15 protein-coding genes are annotated in these 15,306 nt (G+C 29.6%); 2 read left to right on the top strand and 13 right to left on the bottom strand.

The window, feature by feature from the left end:
• Nucleotides 1-6 precede the first annotated feature (6 nt).
• From AC07SW_RS05300 to map, 12 genes are all read right to left on the bottom strand, one after another.
• Nucleotides 7-699, bottom strand: coding sequence for an acyltransferase (locus AC07SW_RS05300; protein WP_202872133.1), 693 nt, complete (start codon nt 697-699; stop codon nt 7-9).
• Nucleotides 700-702: 3 nt separating this feature from the next.
• Nucleotides 703-1,767 (bottom strand): glycosyltransferase, encoded by a 1,065-nt coding sequence (locus tag AC07SW_RS05295; protein WP_135022637.1) that lies wholly within the window; start codon nt 1,765-1,767, stop codon nt 703-705.
• A 15-nt stretch (nt 1,768-1,782) separates the two neighbouring features.
• Entirely contained in the window at nt 1,783-3,069 is a 1,287-nt protein-coding gene (locus AC07SW_RS05290; RefSeq protein ID WP_494632401.1) for an O-antigen ligase family protein, read from the bottom strand.
• A 35-nt stretch (nt 3,070-3,104) separates the two neighbouring features.
• Nucleotides 3,105-4,256: a glycosyltransferase gene (locus tag AC07SW_RS05285; RefSeq protein WP_135022635.1), complete on the bottom strand. Its 1,152-nt coding sequence runs from the start codon at nt 4,254-4,256 to the stop codon at nt 3,105-3,107.
• Nucleotide 4,257: 1 nt separating this feature from the next.
• A complete protein-coding gene (locus tag AC07SW_RS05280) occupies nt 4,258-5,514 on the bottom strand; it encodes an oligosaccharide flippase family protein (protein ID WP_413537194.1) in 1,257 nt (418 codons plus the stop codon).
• A complete protein-coding gene (locus tag AC07SW_RS05275; protein WP_167736623.1) occupies nt 5,507-7,234 on the bottom strand; it encodes an asparagine synthetase B family protein in 1,728 nt (575 codons plus the stop codon). Before AC07SW_RS05275 ends, AC07SW_RS05280 begins: the two co-directional genes overlap by 8 nt.
• Nucleotides 7,235-7,254: 20 nt before the next feature.
• Nucleotides 7,255-7,917, bottom strand: coding sequence for a sugar transferase (locus AC07SW_RS05270; protein ID WP_413537192.1), 663 nt, complete (start codon nt 7,915-7,917; stop codon nt 7,255-7,257).
• A 12-nt stretch (nt 7,918-7,929) separates the two neighbouring features.
• A complete protein-coding gene (locus AC07SW_RS05265; RefSeq protein ID WP_494632399.1) occupies nt 7,930-8,697 on the bottom strand; it encodes a tyrosine-protein phosphatase in 768 nt (255 codons plus the stop codon).
• On the bottom strand, nt 8,694-9,413 hold the full coding sequence (locus AC07SW_RS05260; RefSeq protein ID WP_494632398.1) for a CpsD/CapB family tyrosine-protein kinase: 720 nt from the start codon (nt 9,411-9,413) through the stop codon (nt 8,694-8,696). The genes AC07SW_RS05265 and AC07SW_RS05260 overlap by 4 nt, the downstream gene beginning before the upstream one ends.
• Nucleotides 9,414-9,425: 12 nt before the next feature.
• A complete protein-coding gene (locus AC07SW_RS05255; protein ID WP_135081357.1) occupies nt 9,426-10,160 on the bottom strand; it encodes a YveK family protein in 735 nt (244 codons plus the stop codon).
• A gap of 246 nt (nt 10,161-10,406) precedes the next feature.
• Nucleotides 10,407-11,336: a YihY/virulence factor BrkB family protein gene (locus tag AC07SW_RS05250; protein WP_494632396.1), complete on the bottom strand. Its 930-nt coding sequence runs from the start codon at nt 11,334-11,336 to the stop codon at nt 10,407-10,409.
• Between the two features lie 93 nt (nt 11,337-11,429).
• Nucleotides 11,430-12,185 carry a type I methionyl aminopeptidase gene (map, locus tag AC07SW_RS05245; protein ID WP_494632395.1) on the bottom strand — a complete coding sequence of 252 codons (756 nt, stop codon included), beginning with the start codon at nt 12,183-12,185 and terminating at the stop codon, nt 11,430-11,432.
• 228 nt (nt 12,186-12,413) lie between these two features.
• Between map and AC07SW_RS05240 the strand changes: the two genes are divergently transcribed.
• The gene (locus AC07SW_RS05240) at nt 12,414-12,854 is read left to right on the top strand and encodes a flavodoxin (protein ID WP_034570784.1); all 441 of its coding nucleotides are present in this window, start codon (nt 12,414-12,416) and stop codon (nt 12,852-12,854) included.
• Nucleotides 12,855-12,916: 62 nt separating this feature from the next.
• Here the strand turns inward: AC07SW_RS05240 and AC07SW_RS05235 are convergent, their stop codons facing one another.
• A complete protein-coding gene (locus AC07SW_RS05235) occupies nt 12,917-13,480 on the bottom strand; it encodes a TetR/AcrR family transcriptional regulator (protein WP_034570785.1) in 564 nt (187 codons plus the stop codon).
• Between the two features lie 530 nt (nt 13,481-14,010).
• Between AC07SW_RS05235 and AC07SW_RS05230 the strand changes: the two genes are divergently transcribed.
• Nucleotides 14,011-15,249, top strand: a complete 1,239-nt coding sequence (locus AC07SW_RS05230; protein WP_494632394.1) for an aminopeptidase — start codon at nt 14,011-14,013, stop codon at nt 15,247-15,249.
• Nucleotides 15,250-15,306: the final 57 nt, after the last annotated feature.

The raw sequence follows: 15,306 nt of genomic DNA, 5'->3' as shown, positions 1-15,306 counted from the left end.
CTAACTTTATTCACGTTTTTTTATTATTTTTGCAGGGTTACCAACTACAACCGAATTCGGTGGAATATCCTTATTTAGTAAGCTATTAGCTCCAATTACACACCCATCACCAATAGATATTCCATCTAAAAAAACTGCACCTGCACCTATCCAACAATTATCTCCAACTTTTATTCCTTTATTACTAACTCCTTGATCTTTTATTAGGATATCTGTTCGATCAAATAAATGATTTTCAGAATGAAATCTTATACTTTGTCCCATTATGACATTTTCTCCAATAGTAATACCACCTGCTGATCCAAAATAACAAAATTCACCAAAACTGCTATTTTTCCCAATTGAAAAACCAACTCCAACTTTAGACAGAATTCCTGTACAAGAAATAATGCTGTAATCTCCTATACTAACATTGTCTCCAATTTTCACACCCTTTTTACTCAGTGCATTAATATTAACTTCTTTACCTACTGTTACTGCTTTACCAAATTCAATTTTTCTTTTCGCTTGTAAAGAAATACCTTTTTTAAAAAAAATTATTCGGCTTGCTTTTTTCACTCCGATTAAACGAAAATTAGCTCTAATTAAAGCCATCAATCTAATAAAAACAATAATCATCATATCTTGTAATTGAATGGTTTCATCTAATTTATATTCTTTTTTTTTGATTTTAGACACTACTAAATTAAGAAATGACATCACTTAGTCCTCCTTCAAAATAGAGTGTATTAACTCTATACGGTTCGACCACATATTAGTTTTTTTATACTCTTTAATTTTTTCTTTGTAAAAATTAAATGTATCTTCATCTTTCAGTAAATCTAATATTTTTTCAGAAAAATCTTCTTTGGTTCCCTTTGTGGTTATTCCAACTTTATTTTCTTCAATGAATTTTCCAACTTCACCATGATCAATAGAAACAATAGGTTTTTCAAAGCTAATGTATTCAAATAATTTAATTGGTAAACATAACTTTGTATATTCTTCTCCATTTCGAGGTATGATAGTGATTGAAGACTTGTCATAAACTTCTTTGATCGTTTCCTTTGAGCAATGAAAAATAGATAGCCACTGATATTCTTCATTCATATTAATTAATTTAGTATTTTTATCATATTCTTCTTTTCTGCAAACAATATTCAAAATTGCTTGATCTTGATGTTCATTAATGTGTTTAAATGTTTCTAGTAACAATTCAATTCCACTAAAACGTTCGTCAACTTCGCCTACATACAAAGCACCTTTTTTTACTAAAAGTGGTTCATCAATGTCATCACAGCCTGGTGGCAACAAGTTAATTGTTGATTTAGGTATAAATTGAAGCAATTCATTTTTAAAAGACTCACTTTGGACAAAAATAACATCACAGACATCATTTAAAAAACGTACATAGTGTTTATTGATAAAAGGTACAAGTAAATTTTTTAAAGTGCCTTTGGATGTTTTTATATTAAACGCCCAATACATGTCTCGATAATAAAGAGCTATTTTCTTTATTTTCAAATCTTTCAAAGATCTTAATATTTTAGTATCTTTCCATCTTGTCACTCCAACTCTAGATTCAATATAACAATAATCATAATCAGCATTTTCTTTTTTTAATTGTTTAAAAATTTCAAATCGCTCTTTAGCATTTGCTCCTTGAATAATATCAATTTGCTTATATTTTTTTTCTAATTCTTTTTTTATAGTCATTGATCGAACTGTTGGTCCCGAGTTTAAATTATTGTTATTTATATCTGTTAGTATGATATATAATACTTTCATAACTTCTCTCCATTTCTACTCTATATCTTGATCTTCCAAATTCAAAAACAACAAAAAGATAAATGATAAACTTACTGTATAAACAATTTGAGCATTCATATAAGTTGTCAAAATTAAACTTAACAAGTAGCTAATTACTAATACTATAAATAACGAATTTCTTGTTTTTTTGTACTCATTAATTAAATTTAAAATTGACTTTAAAATCATAATTATTAAAATAGTTAGTCCAAAAAGTCCAAACTTAACTCCAATTGTCATATAGATATTATCAATAAAATTCCCTTCGTATGAATATTTCCAATTTGCGCTATAAGCTGTGACTTGAGCTCCGATTCCTTCTCCTAACTTATTATTCATTATCCTATCCCAAGCAACTCTATTTCCATTACTTCGAACATCTAAGGAATCTAGATTAGTAGAAAATCGATTTTGTAAATCCAAAATAAAATTATTACTAATATCAACTTTACCTTGCATTGAGATGGCTAAACAACTAAAAAGAAAAAGATAAATGAAACTATTCAGTAGGACTCCTTTTTTTCCTAATTTTTTTGAATGTATTGTTTTAAACAATACATAACATTGAATTAAAACTAAACTTGTTACTGTTAATACAATAAGAGTTCTATTTTGTGAAAGTAGAATTGCAACTATATTCATTACTAGTAGAAAAAAAGAAATTATCTTCTTTCCATAGTCCTTGGAAATCAATTTGTAATAAATCATGCTACTCGTTATCAATAAAAAGGAGGTATTTCCAAAAGAAATTCTATTTGTGTTTTCCCACCATGCACTTAAACGCTCACCATAAAATAAACCTAACGAATCCTTAAAAAAGAAATAGATGATTATAATACTTATTGAATAGATTAAGCTCATTATGCAAAGTGTATTTAGTGTGTAAATAAAATCTTTTTGACTTTTCACACAAATTTTGATAACCAAGTACAATAACAGCAATGTTAAATAAATTTTAAAATCTTCAATAAGAAATTGTGTTCCATTATATTTACCGATAAAAAAATAAATGATTATAGCAACTGTAAAAAAAAGAAATAAAATGTCTTTCGGATATAACTGGACTATTTTAGTTTTCAATAAACTCAGTACCCAGAGCACTAGTATCATTGCAATGACAACATAAGATATATCTACAGTCAAAATATTAAATAACAATTTACTCTTTATATATGCATTATTTGGAAAAGCAAATATTGAAAATATTAAAATTGTGAAAAGCTTGTCTTTTTTATTTTTTATAAAATACCATATACTTATTACTAATAATAGATAACCCACTATTTTCCTCACTCTCTCAAAATAGATAATACAAATTAATGATCTAAAACATGTTTATAAATTTGCTGCAATTCATTATTTTGTTTGTCTATATTAAATTTTTCAACAATTGTTTTTCTAGCATTTTTTCTAGTTGTATTATTTATCAATAAAACATCTTCTAATTTTTTTACATAACCAACAATATCTTTTTCATCAACTAGAAAACCGTTGATTCCATCCGTAATTAATTCTGGAATACCTGCATGATTAGTTGAAACAACTGTTACTCCAACTGCCATAGCTTCCATCAAAACTGTTGGAATGCCTTCTTGATCTCCATTTTTTGCTGTCACACTATGATGTAAAAAAACATCAGCTTTTTTCATTAACTGATTGACTTCTTCTTTTACTACTTTTCCAACAAAAATAACAGATTCTTCAATTTTTTTCTCACTAACTAACTGCTCTATTTCATCTTTTAATATACCATCACCCGCTAAGACTAATTTAGCCATTGGATATTTTGATAATAATTGTTCAAACGCATTTATGGTATATAAATGACCTTTTTTTTCAACAAAATTAGATACTTGTAAAAAAACAATTTCTTTTTCATTACTATATTTTTCAACCAAAGCTTCTTTTTCTACGTATTCAAAGTCTGAAATAGGTACCCCTATATAATGAACATAACTTTTAGACTTTACTAACCCAAAATTTACTAACTCATTCATCATGTTCTTTGATACTGTAATTACATGCGCATATTCAAATAATTCCTTAATATGCTTCTTATAAACTTTATCTCTTAAAAGTTCCGATGCATCGTAGCCATGAAAAGTAACTAATAGTGGAATATTATTAGTTTTAGCTATTGGAAGCATCTCTAAGCCACCTGGGCCAAAATGGGCATGAATAAAGTTAACTTTATTTTTTCTAATAATCTGATTGTAGTATTTTTGTTGTCGTTTTGAAAGCAACGTATAATTCCATTGAATCTTATTCAAACATCTAGTTATCACTTTTCCCATAACGGTTTTCTTTTTACCAACTATTTTAGAGTATGGAAAAATATCACTATTTTCAATTTTATTAGCACCAACAATAACATCATATTTTTCAGACACTCCTTTAAGTTGTCTATAAATAAAAGTCATTGAGACCGTTAAATAAACTTGCTGATACAGTAAAAAACTTTTTTTCATGCTATTCTCTCCTTAGATAAAAATATAAATAAGCATTATAAATAATAGATGTTAAGATAATAACTGATAAAGTGGAAATTGATGCTCCTAATGCTGAATAATTTTTTATTAAATAATAATCCAAACCAATATTCACAATTCCAACCATACAATTTGCAATAAATAAAAATTTAATTTTTTTCACCATTGATAATACATTACCTGCGGGTATTCTAAATGATGAAGCAATAAAGTAACCAATTGATAATACTCTAAAATAAGGAATACTATCTAAGTAGCTATCTCCAAATAAAATTTTGATTATTAAAGGTGCGAATACGACTAAAATAAATGTTACGATAAAATTAAATCCTATCAAACCTAATTGAAGTTTTTGATACATTTTAAGTACCCAATTTTTATTATCTCTATTTTGGGCAAAATACGGGTAAATAAAAGTCATAATTGAAATTGGAATAAAGTTAAGTGCAAAAGGAATTAAGGTAGCTGTTTTATAACTAGCCAATATTTGATTGTCCTTTATTAAATAACCAATTAAAAATATATCAATTAAATAAACTAATGACGAAATACTGTTACTAAACATTGATGTAATTGAATACGAAAAAAAATCTTTTTTCACTTTTTTTTCTATTGTAATAAACTTGTGTGAAAAAATTTGTTTTTTAAGTAACCAATATACAGCAACACCTATAGTAATACAATAAGCAAGATAGTTACCAAAAATTATTCCAAAAATACCAATTGACATTGCACCTACAATAGATAACAAAAACATCAACGCCGTGTTCGTTGTACTCAGTTTAGAGAATTCAATATTTAACAAACTAGTTCGAAAATAAATTTGTAAGTATTCAAATAAGTAAATAAACATGGGTAAAGACGACATACAAATTAAAATAATTTTCATCTTTAAATCTGTGATATGCATTATATTTGCATAAACTAAAATCAATCCTGACAGAAGCAAATTGAATGGAATTGCTATTTTTAATCCCAGTTTAAAGAACGAATTTCTTTCTTCAATATCTTTACTCTCACTACCAAATTGCATCAAAGCATAATTCGTCCCTAGCCCAATGAACAACACAAAAATATTCACTATATTCTGAGCTTGACTATACACACCAAAATCATTTTTTGAAACTAGACGGACTAAAAAAATTCCGCTACAAAATTGAATGATTTTATTTAATGTACTAGCTCCAAATATATGAAAGAAGCCTTTTGATCGTAAATTTTTAAGAATATCATTCATGATCTTCACCTTTCAACTTAAGAGTTGACAATAATGTTAATACTTGTAGTTTTTCAACCATAATTCCATTTTCAAATAAATCAACAGCCATATCAGATACTTCATTGTCTAAAGTTTCTAACAAGGATTTATTTTTTTCGTAGTAACTATTAATAAAATTATTAAGTTTTATATTGTGATGATACCAATAATCAAATGGATTCATACCATTTTTTGAATTGTACCCGTATAAATTAGGTAGCTTTAAAATTTTAAATATTTTATTTACAACCTTGAGTGTGAATTTTTTGCTTTTAATAACTATTTTCGGTGTCGTTATTTTAGCATTTATCGATTCGTATTTGTATTTTGCTGCATTAGGGTATTTTTCCATAATCCACTTATAATACAGAGAATGATTTTTTCTTAATTCAACTGGAATATTTAAACAATATTGCATAAAATCTACGTTACAAAAAGGAGAGGCTGACTCTGTGAATTCTTGAAATGCTAAATTACCATTTAAAGCAAAATTAATTCCTCTGTTATAAAGTTTAAATAATTCGTCATTTTCATATTCTCTTATTTTTATTTCATCTAATTTTTTTGTATGTCGTTTAGAATATGCATAATTTTTAAAATCTAATTCTTTTACTCGATTTTTATTGAATGAACCTATAACAACATCACCTAATTGTCCTGTATGCACCATGCCGTAATTATTTAAATTTAGCTTTTCCATACAATTGTATGAATGTGCGATTCCATAAAAAATTGAACTACCAAATGAAATTTTTGCTACTGAATCTATTTCAAACAAAAAATTAGCATCATCTAACGATTTAAAGATAAATTCGTGATTTAAATCTGATGCAATATCCATTGCAATCGTTGCATCCATATATCCAGTTTGAGAAAATGTATAATTAAGAATATCCTCATACCCTAAATCATTAGCAACTATATTGACCATTCTTGAGTCAAGTCCACCACTTAATGAAGCTATATGTTTATAATGATACTCAATATCTTTATCAAATTGAAGTTTCACAGCTTTGCGAAATAGCTCATCCATCCTTGAAATAATAGTTTCAATTGATTCAGTATAAATCTCATCATTATTAAATTTAAAATAGGATTTAATACTAATTTCATTCTCTTCTATTTTAATATAACTACCTGCTTCTAATTTCTTTACATTTTTCACTAGCGTCCGATCATCTAGCATAAAGCCAAGAGTCATTAATGTAATACAAGATTCATTATCAATCTCACTTGTTCTCAAATTTTCATTAACAACCAAATCTTTCATTTTTGAAGAAAAAATAAATTGATTTTCAAAGTTACTATAAAAAATTTTTTTATCCGCTAACTGATCAGTATAAATAAAAAGTTGATCCTGTTTTTTATCATAAATAGAACATGAGTAACTTCCTCTTATATCTTTAAAAAATAATTCTCCTATTTTTTTAAACATTTCTATTAAAGTTTCAGCGATTGTTTCTTTTTGATATTTTTTCTTTAACTCATCACTATTAAGTAAAATACCATCGCTAATAACAATGTAATCTTCATTCTCAAAAAATACTTTATCATTTTCATATTTTTTTAAAACAGCTCGACCTAAAGAGACTTTTCCATATACAGTTTGATTTATTAACAAAGAAGAATCATTTTCAATTTGCAACTTTGAAAAATTTGTATTTCCACTTTTATTATATTCTCCAAAAATTCCTATCATTTTATTGCTCCTATCAAATTTTAATACGCTCCATGTCCAGATATTAAAACACATATAGTCTTTACAATTATCTGTAAGTCATTATAAACTGAAAGATTATTAATGTATTTAATATCTAACTCAACCATATCTTTAAATCCAGTGTTATTTCTTCCACTTATTTGCCACAAACCAGTACATCCTGGAACAACTAAAAGTCTCTGCTTATCATACTCTGTATAGTCTATAACTTCTCTTGGTAGCGGCGGTCTTGGACCAACTAAAGTCATTTCCCCTTTCAGAACATTTAAAAGTTGTGGAAGTTCATCAATACTAGTTTTACGAATAAATTTCCCTATTTTTGTAACTCTAGGATCATCTTTTATCTTAAACATAGCCCCATCAATTTCATTTAGCTTCAATAATTCCTGAAGTTTTTCTTCAGCATCAAAGCACATAGATCTAAATTTATACATCTTAAATTTTTTTTCATTTTTTCCAACTCTAACTTGTGTAAAAAATATAGATCCTTTTGGATCATCAATTTTTATTAAACAACTAATTAATATAAATACAGGAATTAAAAGTATAATTCCAATAACTGCACCTACAATATCTATCATTCGTTTTATTTTGTTATAAAAGTACTTATCTTTGATATCATCTTTAGTTAACATACCAAATTTATTTTCAAATTGATCCATTTTCTCCTCCAGTTAAAACAACCCTAAAAATTTATGATTTTTCACCTTATTTGGAGAAACTGGAATAATAGTTTCTCCATTGATTAAATCTTTTGCATTTTGTTTAAATAACTCCACTTTTTTTAACCCAACATTTTTCTCCATTTTTTCATAGGCTTCTTTTAAATGAAAATTTCTAGTGCTGACATTATGAGCGTCAGAAGCAATGATATGAACTAAATTTGCCTCAATCATTTGTTTACTCACTTTTTCAATTTTTTTACCAAATTTCCCTAGATAACTTCCTGCTGTTAATTGTGCAAGAGCACCTCTTTCAATAAAATCACCTAATCTATTAGGATTCTCCATAAATATTTGATTGCGTTCGGGATGAACGATAATCGGTGTAATCTTTTTCTTATTTAACTGAAAGAATAGTTCCTCACTAAACTGAGGAATCGTCATAGTTGGAAACTCGATTAATAAGTATTGTTGTTCTTCGTCAATAAATTGAATAGCGCCATTTTGTATATCTTCTATTAATTCTCCTGTTATTCTAACTTCTTGACCTGGAAATAATGTTAGAGGAATTTGTCGTTTGTCAAATTCTGCTTGAAGTTCATTTACGTTAGCAATAATAGTGGCACTCGCATTAATATATCGGCCGTTATTATGATGTGGTGTGACTAGTATATGCGTGATTCCTTCTGCAACAGCCACATGAGCCATTGCAATCGAATCATCCATTGTTTGAGCACCGTCATCAATTCCAGGTAAGATGTGACAATGCAGATCAATCATACAGTGTCACTCTCCAATCCATAATATTTATATGCACTATCTTTTGTTCTTTCTACACCATTAAAGACTGTGCCAATCACATTCGCATTCACAATATCTAATAGCTGCTTAGATTTAATTAACGCTTCTTTATTTGCTACACCACTTCTAATAACAAAAATTGTGCCATCTGTTTTAGTCGCCATAATTTGAGAATCCGTTACTGTAATAACTGGCGGCATATCGAAAATAACTAAATCAAATGCCCCTTCTAGAATTTCGATAATCTTATTCATTTTGTTTGAATCTAATAATTCAGATGGGTTAGGAGGAATAGGACCACTTGTTAGAATAAACAGGTTTTCATTGGTTCCTTGACGAATAACTGAACTTAATTTAACATCTTTTTCAGTTAATAAGGTTGTTAAACCTTCATGGTTCGGAATATTGAAGGTTTTATGAACTGTTGGTTTACGCATATCTGCATCTACTAATAAGACTCTCTTTCCTTGTGAAGCGAATACAATTGCTGTATTGGCTGAAATAGTTGATTTTCCTTCTCCAGGTCCTGATGAAGTAAAAATTAATGATTTCAAATCCTTATCAACCATAGAAAATTGAATATTTGTTCGAATTGTTCTAAATTGCTCTGCAACAACTGAATTAGGTTTTGTCGTAGTAATTAGACTAGCCCCATTTAAACTTCCTTGATTGCTACTATTTTTACTTTTAAACATTGATTTTCTCCTTTATACGCGGGTTTTTGTTCTTCTTGATACAATTGAACTTGGAGCCGTTGCATTTAATTCATCAAAACTCATTTCTGAGATTGTTCCTAAATTCGTCCAGCCCAATGCTTCTGATATGAATTTTTCGTCACGAACTGTTTTATCCATAAATTCTAATAGGAAACTTAAACCGACAGCTACCATCAATCCTACTATAAAGCCGATTAGCATATTTAACATCGGTTTTGGTGAAACTTGCGAAGTATTAGGATGCGCATTAGAAATTTGAGTAACATTTTGAACACTCATAATTCCTCCAATTTTTTCTTGAAACACAGCTGCTACTGTATTGGCAATATCTGCTGCTTTATAAGGATCTGCATCTGTTACTTTAATAGTAAATACTTGTGAATTTTGTTGGGTAACAATTTCAATTTTACTAGCTAGTTGTTCAACACTTGCACTGCTATTTAATTTTTTTCGTACGTCCTCTAAAATAACTGGACCTTTAATAATATCTTTATACGTATTAATCATTTGGACATCGGTTTGCAAATCGTTCCATTGAGTGGCAACCTGACTCTCATCTTTAGCACGATTCACTAATAATTGTGTAGACGAATTGAATTGTGGTGTTATAAAAAAGTAAGTTAAAACGGCTGCTAAAATAATTCCAACCAATCCTCCACAAATAATCAGCACTACTCTTTTACGGATAACTTCAAACAACTCTGATAAATTAATCGTTTCTTCCATTTTTTCCTCCCAATAACTACTTTACTTAATTTAATTTATTATTTTTTTATTAATCTTACTAATTATATCATACTCAGCAACATTTTTTCTTATGTTTCCATGAAAATTTACATCCTCTTATTTAAAGATTTCATTTCTTTTTCTATGATACAGTTACATCAATATTCCATCGTTCACTTTTTTTAAATTACCCTTTAAAGAGAAATAAAAAACATTGATTTACAGTTTTTTTACAATACGGTCTTCTCATTTTTTCTTAGAAATTTTTTGTTTACCTTCATCAAATTTTTTTATTAGATACTTTCCAACCACATTAGTATTCTCTTCAATTTCTCCATGATAAAATTGGTCTAAGGAAGCATTGATTACAGCTCCTAATGTTAAGATAATTCCCGAACCATTTAGCCATAACATCAAAACAATCATTGTTCCTATTGTCCCGTAACTTTGGGTTCTACCTGAAAAATAGTTCACGTAAATCGCAAACCCCTGAGAGAGAGCCATCCAGCCTACTGTAGCAAATAAAGCTCCTGGAATAACGCTTTTTATCTTTGTATTGGCATTTGGAACCATGAAGTAAATAAGAATAAAAACAAAAAATAAAACAATTAACGTAACTGGCCATTTCAGAGTTTGAAAGGTTTTTAAAGTGGAAGTAGATAATTGCAATAACGGGGTTAAATAATCTAAAATCATTTGCCCAAAACTAAATATTAGCACTAATAAAACAATTCCTAAAATCAATACTAATGTAAATGCTAGCGATGCCAAACGGATTACAAACATGTTTTTTCTTGGCTCCACGCCATATGCTTTGTTCATGCTTACTTGCATTGCATTCATGCCTTTACTTGATGCCCAGATTGCTCCAATGACACCGACAGATAGCAAGCCACTACTACTAGAAGTCAATAAGTTTAACATCGTTGATTCTAACTGAGTAAAAATATATTCCGGAATCAAGCTTTGCATGTAGGGTATCAGTGTTTCCATATCTAAATTTAGTAAAGGAAGTAAATTTCCAACTACAATTAAGATTGGAAAAAAAGAAAGCAACAAATAATAAGCAATAATAACTGCAGAATTCGTAACCTCTGCTTCTTGATACTTTTTTTTAATAGTTTGAATTAATCGAATAAATTCTTTCTTATCCATTAAACGTTGTTTTATCTCCATAATCGCTCCTTTATTCATCAAAAGCTAAATTCAACAGCCTTCTTCACTCTTTCTAAAGTAAAAAACGTTGAATCTTCATTCAACGTTTTTTACTTATTGATCTTTTTGTGAGGTAAGAATTCTAGGTCCTTCTTTTGTAATCGCAAGGGTATGCTCAAATTGACAGCTTAATCCACCATCTTTTGTACGAGCAGTCCAGCCGTTGTCGTCCATTTTAGATTTCCAAGTCCCTGTATTTACCATTGGTTCAATTGTAATTACCATACCTTCTTTTAAACGTAAGCCTTTGCCAGCTTCGCCATAGTGAGGAACTGCAGGACTTTCATGAATCGTTGGTCCAATTCCATGTCCAATGAATTCACGGACAACAGCTAAATCTTCACCTTCTACGTAAGTTTGAATGGCGTGGCCAATATCGCCAATTCGATTGCCAACTTGTGCTTGTTCGATCCCAACGTATAGTGCTTTTTTAGTAACAGCCATCAAATGATTTAATTCTGGAGTTGATTTTCCTACTACATAGCTCCAACAAGAATCCGATAACGCACCCTTTAAATCGACACACATGTCCACTTTGATTAAGTCACCATCTTTTAATACTTCTTTTCTAGGAAAACCATGGCAAATTTCATCGTTAATACTAACACAAGTCGCATACTCATATCCTTCAAATCCTTTTTGAGCTGCGATAGCGCCGTGTTTAGTTATATAGTTATCTACAAATTCTTCAATGTCCCAACTTGTAATACCTGGTTTAATAAAATCTCGCAAAGCAATATGCACATCGGCTAATAATGCACCTGATTCCGCCATTGCATCAATTTCACGTGTTGATTTTAGTGTAATCATTCTATCTATTCCTCATTTCTTTATTTTCTTGATACTAGATTAGTATGGTAGTTTTTTTATAATCATCTTCTATATTATAGCGTATTTTTTTGATTTGTGTACTATTGTGGTTGATTTCTTATGAAATCCTATTTATTTTATCGTTTTCTAATTGCATTTACAAGACGGTTTTTGTTATAATCGATAAGACTTGTTCACTATTTAGATAGAGAAAGGATGGACTAAAAAATGGCAACTGCTAAAATTGTTTATGCGAGTATGACTGGAAACACGGAAGAAATTGCCGATGTTGTTGCTGAAGCATTAGAAAACTTAGATATTGATGTTGAAACTGTAGAATGTACTCAAGCTGATCCTGAAGATTTTGAGGATGTGGATTTGTGTATCGTCGCTACATATACTTATGGCGATGGAGATCTTCCTGATGAAATTGTTGATTTTTATGAAGAATTAGCTGAAATTAATTTATCTGGTAAAATTTTTGGAACTTGTGGTTCTGGCGATACATTTTATGATGAGTTTTGCAAATCTGTTGATGATTTCACCGCTCGTTTTATTGAAACTGGCGCAACACAAGGTGCTGACAGCGTTAAAGTTGATTTAGCTGTAGAAGAAGAAGATATTCAAAAATTAGAAACCTTCGCAAAAGAATTAGCGTCAAAGCTATAATCTTGTACTTATATTTATATCTAAAAAAAGAACGGACTTAGAAAATTCTAAGTCCGTTCTTTTTATTTACTGTATCTTGCACCAAGAATCATATCAGATAACGCATCACGTAAATTCGATTCAATATCTTCTTCATTCATTGGCAATAAACCAGAGGAAATTAATGACGCAATTCCTTGCGCTACAATCCAAATCTTAGTGAATAGTTCAAATTTATCTTCTTTTGATAAATTTTTCGTATCTTCATTTTCTTCCATTAATCGCATGGCAAAATCCAATGAAATTTTATGCATTTTTTCAATGCCTAAGTGATTTTCAATATACAACGCACGGAATAAAACTTTTTCTTTATCTGCAAATTGAATGTAGTTGATACATGCATCAAGCAATGCATCTCCTGTATGTTCATTTGAGTAAACTTCTTGTTTTAAATAATTTTTAATTTTTTCAAATAATTCATTTTTCAAGTCATCCATATTTTTAAATTCTAAATAAATAGGTTGAGTAGAGCATTTCATTTTTTTGGCAATATTACGTGCTGTAAAACCTCCGAAACCTTCAGTTCTAACAACTTCATATGCTGCGTTTAATATTTGTAGTTTGGTAATTGTTTTTTTTCTAGCCATCCGGCTGCACCTCATTTCATTTAGTTGGGTTAGTTACTTTACTGTATTTGTATAATAAAAAATAGTTATTTGTTATTTGACAAAATGCTATTTTAACTATCTGGTTCGACCATTATGGCTGTCTGTTTTTTTATGTTCATCAATGAATAAAATAATCGCATTAAACACTTACATTACCTATCTTTAAAAAGATTCCAAAATAATAACTAGTCTCTTTTTTTTAACTATTGATTTCTTTTATAAATCTTCGATGTTAATTTTTACCCTCCTTAACTATTAACAATAAATGTTATTGTTATTTTAACACCTTTACAACAGAAAAAAAAGAACTTTTTAACGTATATAGTCATTATTCTAAAAAATGTGACGTTTTTCTTAAAGTTATTTTATGAAACCTTAAAAAATGAACAACATTTGTAATGATTTTAGTCTTTTTTTTTAATTTGACAAATTGTTTCCCACCTCTCCTTATGCTATTATAAACATATAGTTTTTCAATTTTTACAATCTTAATTCAGGGGGAATTCAAAATGGTATTACCAAATTTTAAAGAAAATCTACAAAAATATGCTGAATTAATTGTCAGTACAGGCGTAAATGTATCGAAAGGCCACACCGTTGTGTTACAAATAGATGTTGAACAAGCACCACTTGCTCGTTTGATTACTAAAGAAGCTTACAAATTAGGTGCAACAGAAGTCATTGTAAAATGGTTAGATGATGAAATTAGTCGTGAAGTTTTTTTAGGTACTCCTGAAGAACGTTTAGTAGACATTCCTCAATATAAAATTGATGAATCTATTGACCAAATTGAAAAAGGCGCAAGTCGTATTAGTGTTCGTTCTGCTGACCCTGATGCTCTTGCTGGCGTAGATACAGATAAAGTTGCAGCTTACCAAAGTGCTGTTGGAAAAGCTCTCTCAGAGCAACGCACAGCTACTCAATCAAATAAAGTTAGTTGGTCAGTCGTTGCTGCAGCTGGTGCTAAATGGGCAGCTAAGGTCTTCCCTGACTTAGCAACCTCCGAGGAACAAGTAGACGCTTTATGGGATCAAATTTTCAAAACAACACGTATTTATGAAAGCAATCCTGTTGAAGCTTGGGTCAATCACGATCAGCTGTTAGAAGCAAAAGCAAATGAATTAAATAAAGAACAATTTGATGCTCTTCATTACACTGCTCCTGGAACTGATTTGACCATTGGTTTGCCAACAAATCATCGTTGGGAAGGCGCTGGTAGTTTTAATGTCCGTGGTGAGAAATTCATGGCGAATATGCCTACGGAAGAAGTTTTCACAGCCCCTGACGCAAATCGCGCAGATGGTTTAGTAAGAAGTACTAAACCACTTAGCTATGCCGGCACGACTATTTTAGATATGACCTTTACTTTTAAAGATGGCAAAGTAGTGGATGTTACCGCTAAACAAGGTGAAGACGTTTTAAAAAAATTAATTGCTACAGATAATGGCTCTGCTCGTTTAGGTGAAGTTGCCTTGGTTCCAGACCCCTCTCCTATTTCTCAATCAGGAATTGTTTTCTATAATACCTTGTTTGACGAAAATGCTTCTAATCATTTAGCTTTAGGATCAGCCTATGCGTTTAGTTTAGAAGGTGGTACAGAAATGACAGAAGCAGAATTGATTGCTGCTGGTTTAAACCGTAGCAATGTCCATGTTGACTTTATGATTGGTTCAAATGAAATGAATGTTGACGGAATCCGTAAAGATGGCTCAATTGTTCCAATCTTTAGAAACGGAAACTGGGCATAATAGAAAAGAACTCGTAATTTTATATTACGGGTTCTTTTTCTTTTTAAGGGCTAGACA

The organism is Carnobacterium sp. GW821-FHT04C06, from assembly GCF_059420345.1.
Note: the sequence above shows the minus strand (reverse complement) of the source record. Positions and strands in the feature narration are given on the sequence as shown.